The organism is Kitasatospora sp. NPDC058965 (assembly GCF_042741245.1).
Lineage (GTDB): Bacteria > Actinomycetota > Actinomycetes > Streptomycetales > Streptomycetaceae > Kitasatospora.
The window spans coordinates 1-6,042 of sequence record NZ_JBHYKG010000415.1 but is presented as its reverse complement, the minus strand read 5'-3'; the positions used below and the strand labels follow the sequence as shown (position 1 = coordinate 6,042).

Below are 6,042 nucleotides of genomic sequence, written 5' to 3'. Positions count from 1 at the left end.
ATGAGCCGACCGTGCCCGAACCGGTGGAGCCCGAGCCGGTCGCGGCGGACGCGGTGCGTCCGGCCCGCGCACCGCGTGCGCGCCGGGCCGGCGGGCCGCCGGCCCCGGAGGCCGCCGACGAGGCCCCGGAGGTGGCGCTGCGGCCCGGCATCGAGGCGGTGCTGATGGTGGCCGACGAGCCGATCGGCGAGGCCCGGCTGGCCGAGGTGCTCGGCCACCCGCGCGCCGAGGTGGCCGCGGCGCTGCGCGAGTTGGCGCAGGAGTACACCGACCAGGGCCGCGGTTTCGAGCTGCGGCTGGTGGCCGGCGGCTGGCGCTACTACAGCCGTTCCGCCTGCGCCCCGGCGGTCGACCGGTTCGTGCTGGACGGCCAGCAGGCCCGGCTGACCCAGGCCGCACTGGAGACCCTGGCGGTGGTCGCCTACCGCCAGCCGGTGTCCAGATCACGGGTCTCGGCGGTACGCGGTGTGAACTGTGACGGCGTGATGCGTACCCTGGTACAGCGAGGACTGGTGGAGGAGACCGGATCCGAGCCCGAAACAGGTGCGATCCTGTATCGGACGACGAACTACTTCCTGGAACGGATGGGGCTGCGCGGCCTGGACGAGCTGCCGGAGCTCGCCCCGTTCCTGCCCGAGGTCGACGACGTGGAAGCGGAGTCCCTCGAAGGCAGCGCCGTCGCGGACGCGGTGGCTGCCGCGAGCGCACGGGAAGTGCAGTGAGGTCGGCCGGCACGACCCGCACTTCCCTGGTAGCAACGACGACGACGTACGGACATTTGATGCGTAGCAGCGGTAGCGGTAACGGCAGGAACAGCGGCGGCGGCGGTGGCGGTGGCCGCGGCGGTCAGCGGGGCGGGGGCGGTTCGTACGGCGGTGGCCGCGGCCGGGACGACCGGCGCGACGACCGCAGGGACGACCGCCGGTACCCGGACCGTCCGCTGCGCCCCGAGGAGCGCCGGTACGACCGCCCCGAGTACGGCGGCGGCCCGAACGCCACCCCGGCCCGCGGCGGCTTCGCCGGTCGGCGCCCGAGCCCGGCGCCGCGCCCGCGCCGCGAGGGCCAGGGCGCGCCCGGCGACCCGCGCCGCCAGCCGCAGCGCTCGCGCGAGCTGCAGGCCAAGATCGAGGACGCGGTGCTGGCCCGGCACGACAAGCCGGCCGTGAAGCTGCCCAAGACCTTCGACGAGCCGGCCGGCGAGCGGCTGCAGAAGGTGCTGGCCCGGGCCGGCATGGGCAGCCGGCGGGCCTGCGAGGAGCTGATCGAGCAGGGCCGGGTCGAGGTCAACGGCGCCCGGGTCACCGAGCAGGGCAAGCGGGTCGACCCGGAGCACGACGAGATCAAGGTGGACGGCCTGACCGTCGCCACCCAGTCGTTCCTGTTCTTCGCGCTCAACAAGCCGGCCGGCGTGGTCTCCACCATGGAGGACCCGGACGGCCGCCAGTGCCTGGGCGACTACGTGACCAACCGGGAGACCCGGCTGTTCCACGTGGGCCGGCTGGACACCGAGACCGAGGGCATCATCCTGCTCACCAACCACGGCGAGCTGGCCCACCGGCTGACCCACCCGCGGTACGGCGTGACCAAGACCTACCTGGCCGCGATCCAGGGGCCGATCCCGCGCGACCTGGGCAAGCAGCTGGCGCAGGGCATCGAGCTGGAGGACGGCTTCGCCCGGGCCGACAGCTTCAAGGTGGTCTCCAACGTCGGCAAGAACTACCTGGTCGAGGTCACCCTGCACGAGGGCCGCAAGCACATCGTGCGCCGGATGCTGGCCGAGGCGGGCTTCCCGGTGGAGAAGCTGGTGCGCACGCACTTCGGGCCGATCGCGCTCGGCGACCAGAAGTCGGGCTGGCTGCGCCGGCTGACCAACCCCGAGGTGGGTCAGCTGATGCGCGAGGTCGGCCTGTGACCCCAGGGGCCGTCCGCTAGGCGGTGAGTCCCGCGACCGAGGGCCGTGCACGGTGACGTGCACGGCCCTCGGTGTTGCTCCGGGAAGCTGTCCAGTCAGCTTCGATCAGCTCAGGCTTGTCAAGGGGATTGTTTGTGGCACAAGATTGCCACGAAAACATCGCGCGCCAATTGGCGTGAAACCGCCACACGGGGGAGGGAGCGTCATGCTTGACGCTTTCAGCGCACTCGGTCTGTCCGAGTCCGACGGCCAGGTCTACGCCGCACTGGTGGCCGCCCCGCAGTCCACCGCTGCCGAACTGGCCGAGCGGTGCGGCCTGTCCGCGCAGCAGAGCGAGAAGGCGCTCAGCCGGCTGGCCCAGCAGGGCATGGCCACCCGGGCCCCGGTGGACCGGGAGCGCTACCTCGCGGTGGCGCCCGACGTGGCGATCGGCACCCTGATCGGCCACCGCGAGGCCGAGCTGCGCAGCGCCCGGGCCGAGATGCACCGGCTGATGGACGCCTTCCGCGAGGCCTCCCGGTTCACCGACCCGGCCCGCTCGGTGGAGGTGCTCACCGGTGGCGAGGCGATCTCGCAGCGGATCGAGTACCTGCAGGAGACCAGCCTGCAGCAGGTGCGCGGCTTCGACTGCCCGCCGTACGTGCAGGACGTGCAGGACGCCGCCTCCTACCTCACCCGGCTGCGCCGCAAGCTCAAGGAGGGCGTGCGGTTCCGCACGGTCTACGACCGCGAGGCGGTGGCCTGGCCGGGCCGGCTGGAGAACGAGATCCTGGTCGGCGCGGCGGACGGCGAGGAGGCCCGGGTGCGGACCAGCCTGCCGATGAAGATGATCATGTCGGACGACCGGATGGCGGTCATCCCGATCAGCGCCGGCGACAGCGTGCTGGACGCCGCGTACGTGATCCACCCCTCGGCCCTGCTGCAGGCGCTGGACGGGCTCTTCGAGGCGGAGTGGGACCGGGCCGTGCCGCTGCAGGCCGCGCTCGGGGCCGAGCCCGGGCTGCGCGAGCCGGAGGCGGACCAGCGCAAGCTGCTGGGCCTGCTGGCGGCCGGGCTGACCGACGAGTCGATCGCCCGCTCGCTGGGCTGGAGCGCGCGCACCACCCAGCGGCGGCTGCAGGCGCTGATGCGCGAGCTGGGCGCCACCACCCGGTTCCAGGCCGGCATGGCGGCGCGCGAGCGCGGCTGGCTGTAGTGCCGGCCGGCCGCGGCCGGCGGCCGCGCCCCGCCGGCTCCCGAGGGGCCGTCAGCTCCAGGGCGTGAAGCGGCTCCAGCGGCCGTCGGTGCCCCGCTCCAGCTTCTCCAGGCCGACCACCGCGTTGCGGTTGAGCCGGCCGTAGATGTGCGGGAAGAGCACGTCGGGTGCGGCCCCGGGCGGGCGGTCGCCGCTCGGGGCCTCCCAACGGACCATCGGGTCCACCAGGTCCTCCTCGATCAGCAGCGCCATCAGCGGGTCCGGCGTCTTGGCGAAGAAGAGGTTCGCCACGGCGAGGGCGGTGGGCTCGTCCGGGGAGCAGTGGATGAACCCGTCCGTCAGCAGGGAGGTGGCGCTGTACGGCCGGCCGGGGTCGCGGAGCCAGTCGTCCAGGGGCGCGAGGTGCAGGATCATAGGTCTGTTGTACCTCTACAGGCCCGTGACTTTGGTGGAGGCCATGAGGTCGTAGACCAGAGTGACGGTCCGTCGGCCGTTCGGCGGCAGCGGCAGCTCCCAGCGGACCACGCCCTCCGCGTCCACCGCGTCCGGGCGCGGATCGCAGGCGGCCTCGCGCAGCCGCACCTCGACCGCGGACACCTCGGAGACCGGGATCCGCTCGCGCACCGTGACGGACTGTTCGCCCTGCTCCCCGGGCGGGGAGAGCCGGGAGACGTGCACCCGGACGGTCCGGGTCAGCACCGAGCGCTGCCCCAGGCCCGGCAGGCCGGTGCTGGAGCGCTCCTCCTCGACCTCGCGGAGCAGCCGGTAGTCGTCGGCGCCGGGGAAGGACAGCTCGGCGGCCGCGCCGGCCGCGGTGAACCGCAGCTCGCCGCGGCCGACGAAGCCGCTGCCGCGGACCAGCTCCACCGGCCCCGCGAGCAGCGGGTGGCCGGCCGGATTGCGGAACCCCACCACCTCGCTCACCAGCGGGGAGAGCTCCGGGGCCGCGGTGCGCTCGGCGGTGGCCGGGACCTGGAACGCGCCCAGCGGGATCCGGTGGGCGCGCCCGTCGGCGGGCACTGTCGCCGGGGCGGACGCGGTGATCACCCGGGCCTCGCCGCCGTCGTCCACCCCGGGCAGCTCGCCGGCCGGTCGGGCGGGCGCGTCCGGGCCGAGGTCGGCGATCTCCTCCTCGCGCAGCTCCACCTCGACGGTGCGGCGCTCGGCGGTGGAGAGCTCACGCAGCGTCAGGCGGTCCTCGTGCAGCGGGGGCGGCTCGGTGGCCAGCGCGGAGCGGGCGGTGGACAGGGTGAGCCGCACGTCCGACCAGTCCTCGCCGGTGGCCTGCCAGACCACCGCGTCCGACTCCAGCCGCAGCTCGCCGTCGGCGTGCACGGCCCGGTAGGCGGGGCGCCAGAGCGCACAGGGCGTCAGGTGGCGGACCGTCAGCGCGCAGGTCAGCGCCCGCTCGGCGTGCACGGTGAGCTCCAGGTGGGCGAGCAGCTCGGGGTCGACCTGCTCCGCCTCCTCCAGCGCGGCGGCGGCCTCCCGCTCCTGCACGGCCAGCTCGGCCAGTTCGACGTCCAGGGCGCGCGACCGCTCCGCGTGGACGTCCTGCTCGGCCGCGACCCGGTCCAGCTCGGCGTGCCAGCGGTCCGGCTCGGCCTCGCCGAAGCCGGCGCCCTCGGCGACCTCGCGCAGCAGGTCGGCGGTGAGCTGGTCGAGCACCGCCAGCCGCGCGGTGAGCCGCTGCTGTTCGGCCTCGCCGGTGCGCCGGGCGGCGGCCAGCTCGTGCAGGCGGTGGCGCAGCTCGGAGTCGGCGGGGCCGGGGGCGGCCGGCGCGGGCGGGGCCCAGACCCGGGTGAGCCGGGCGTCCAGCACCCGGGCGGCGGGGTCGGCGCACTCGGCGCGCAGGGTGTGGTCGACCGCGAGCGGGGTGAGCGGGCCCAGCCGCAGGCGGTTGGTGCCGGGGGTGAGGGTGACGGTGGCGGTGCGTTCCAGGTGGGCGCGGTCCTCCAGGCAGACGGCGGTGGTGACCGGGAGCGGCGTCGGCTCGGCGGTCTTCACCGGCTCGGCGGACGGGGACGGGGCGGGCGGGGTGGGCTCGGCCATCGTGGGTCAGCTGCTCCTTCGGTTGCCGCCGGTCAGGGCCTGGGAGGCCGGGAAACGGATCTCGTAGCCGCCGCTGAGCGCGGCCCGGCCGCCGGCCGGCAGCTCGGTCCGCCAGCGCCTGGTGCCGGCCGGCTCCTCGGGCGTGGGGGTGTCGGGCGCCGACCAGGCCGGTGTGCCCGGCTGCTCCTCGATCCGGATGTCGCGCTCGCCGGTCACCGGGATCCGCTCGCGGACCTCGACCGTCACCGGGTACGGCAGGCGGTTGGCCAGCTCCACGTGGATCCGCTCGGTGACCACGGTGGTGGAGGAGCGCAGGCCGGAGCTGGACTCCTGGGTCTCGGTCCGCCGGGTGGCCCGCACGCTCTCCGCCACGCCGAGGCCGATCCGGCGGGACGCGCCCGGGGCCAGGGTGGGCAGCGCGGTGCCGAGCAGGAAGGTGCCGTCCGCCGCGACCTCCAGCGGGCCGGCCAGCAGGGCGTGCGGGGAGTCGTTGGCCAGCCGCAGGGTGGCGTAGACGGCCGGGTCCACGGCCGGTACGCAGACGTACTCCGGGGTGAGCGCGACCGGCAGCTCGGTGAGCGTGACGGTGTGCCAGACGCCGTCGGCGGGCAGGTCGATCCGGGCCGGGGCGTCGTAGCGCTGGTCGAAGGAGCCGGCCGAGGCCCGCGGCGAGAGGCGCGCGGCGGGCTGCGCGACCTCGTTGCGGCGGGGCTGCGGCTCGGCGGCGGTCGGGTGCAGGCGGCCGCGCTGGTCGAGGGGGGCGGTGGGGCCGGCCAGCACCAGGTCGGCGTAGTCGAGCAGGGCGGGGGTGGGCTCGGGCGGCCCGACCGGCTCCGGGGGCGGCGGGGGAGCGCTGGTGGCGGGGGCGCCCGCCAGGGCACCC

6 protein-coding genes are annotated in these 6,042 nt (G+C 75.4%); 3 read left to right on the top strand and 3 right to left on the bottom strand.

What is annotated here, in order from left to right; translation table 11 throughout:
* Nucleotides 1-164: 164 nt before the first annotated feature.
* The 3 genes from scpB (at nucleotide 165) to ACFW1A_RS37245 (ending at nucleotide 3,107) form a co-directional block, all read left to right on the top strand.
* Entirely contained in the window at nucleotides 165-722 is a 558-nt protein-coding gene (scpB, locus tag ACFW1A_RS37255) for an SMC-Scp complex subunit ScpB (RefSeq protein ID WP_380417507.1), read from the top strand.
* Nucleotides 723-781: 59 nt separating this feature from the next.
* Nucleotides 782-1,912 (top strand): pseudouridine synthase, encoded by a 1,131-nt coding sequence (locus tag ACFW1A_RS37250; protein ID WP_380417504.1) that lies wholly within the window; start codon nucleotides 782-784, stop codon nucleotides 1,910-1,912.
* A 205-nt stretch (nucleotides 1,913-2,117) separates the two neighbouring features.
* Entirely contained in the window at nucleotides 2,118-3,107 is a 990-nt protein-coding gene (locus tag ACFW1A_RS37245) for a helix-turn-helix domain-containing protein (protein WP_380417502.1), read from the top strand.
* Between the two features lie 51 nt (nucleotides 3,108-3,158).
* Here the strand turns inward: ACFW1A_RS37245 and ACFW1A_RS37240 are convergent, their stop codons facing one another.
* From ACFW1A_RS37240 to ACFW1A_RS37230, 3 genes are all read right to left on the bottom strand, one after another.
* Complete coding sequence (locus ACFW1A_RS37240) at nucleotides 3,159-3,521, bottom strand: DUF952 domain-containing protein (RefSeq protein ID WP_380417500.1); 363 nt, start codon at nucleotides 3,519-3,521, stop codon at nucleotides 3,159-3,161.
* A 15-nt stretch (nucleotides 3,522-3,536) separates the two neighbouring features.
* Nucleotides 3,537-5,159, bottom strand: coding sequence for a DUF4139 domain-containing protein (locus ACFW1A_RS37235; RefSeq protein ID WP_380417498.1), 1,623 nt, complete (start codon nucleotides 5,157-5,159; stop codon nucleotides 3,537-3,539).
* A gap of 6 nt (nucleotides 5,160-5,165) precedes the next feature.
* The coding region (locus tag ACFW1A_RS37230) for a DUF4139 domain-containing protein (protein ID WP_380417496.1) at nucleotides 5,166-6,042 on the bottom strand (877 nt) is incomplete at its 5' end.

Bases quoted from the DNA above. Each gene is read 5' to 3' on its own strand.
- ACFW1A_RS37235 (WP_380417498.1), bottom strand. From the start codon at position 5,159: ATGGCCGAGCCCACCCCGCCCGCCCCGTCCCCGTCCGCCGAGCCGGTG.
- ACFW1A_RS37250 (WP_380417504.1), top strand. From the start codon at position 782: ATGCGTAGCAGCGGTAGCGGTAACGGCAGGAACAGCGGCGGCGGCGGT.
- ACFW1A_RS37240 (WP_380417500.1), bottom strand. From the start codon at position 3,521: ATGATCCTGCACCTCGCGCCCCTGGACGACTGGCTCCGCGACCCCGGC.
- scpB (WP_380417507.1), top strand. From the start codon at position 165: ATGGTGGCCGACGAGCCGATCGGCGAGGCCCGGCTGGCCGAGGTGCTC.
- ACFW1A_RS37245 (WP_380417502.1), top strand. From the start codon at position 2,118: ATGCTTGACGCTTTCAGCGCACTCGGTCTGTCCGAGTCCGACGGCCAG.